A 737-nucleotide genomic window follows, 5' to 3' on the forward strand; every position below is an offset into this window, starting at 1 on the left:
GCTACAACCAGCTTGCATATCTCACCGGGCAACAGGAGAAGTCGGCGCGAAAGGAGTTCTTCTACTTCAACGACGACGGCCAGTTGGTGGCGGTCCGCGTGGAGAGCTGGAAGATGCAGTTCTGCGAGCAGCGCGCCGAGGGGGGGCTGGCCGTCTGGCGCGAACCGTTTGTCTGCATGAGGGGACCGACGATGTACAACCTGCGTATGGACCCGTACGAGCGGGCGAGTATCACATCGAACACCTGGAACGACTGGATGCTGAAGCGCGCCTTCCTTGTTGTGCCGACACAGGTCGCGGTCGCGCAATTCATCGGGACGTTCAAAGCGTTTCCGCCACGCCAGCGGCCTGCGAGCTTCAGCGTCGACCAGATCATGGAGCAGTTGCAGGCGCCGCAAGGAGGCTGACACAATGAGACCGTAGCGTGGTGCCGACCACGTCACGCTCGCTGTACACGAGGCACCTGGAGCCGCTTCGCCAACCTCGACAGGGTCGAGCGAGAGGCTCCTGTCGCCTTCACGATGGTGTTCCAGCTCTGCCCCTTCCGCAGCATGTCCATGATCGCCTCGTTACGGCCGGCGTCCTCTGGGCGACCCTTCATGCGCCCTTCAGCCTTGGCCTTGGCGATCCCCTGAGCCTGCCTGCGGCGACGGTCGTCGTAGTCCTTGCGGGCGATGGCGGCGAGCATGTCGAGCAGCATCCCGTTGATCGAATCGAACATCCGCCCGGTGAAGGCG

General features: G+C 63.2%; 1 protein-coding gene and 1 pseudogene. One reads left to right on the forward strand and one right to left on the reverse strand.

From position 1 onward, the window contains the following. A pseudogene (locus tag ACXJ7R_RS35230) lies at positions 1-407 on the forward strand (arylsulfatase); the annotation flags it as partial. A 32-nt stretch (positions 408-439) separates the two neighbouring features. Here the strand turns inward: ACXJ7R_RS35230 and ACXJ7R_RS35235 are convergent. Continuing rightward, positions 440-737 (reverse strand): helix-turn-helix domain-containing protein (locus ACXJ7R_RS35235; RefSeq protein WP_457155815.1); only part of this gene is annotated, 298 nt, incomplete at its 5' end.

This window comes from Mesorhizobium sp. P5_C1 (assembly GCF_054049815.1).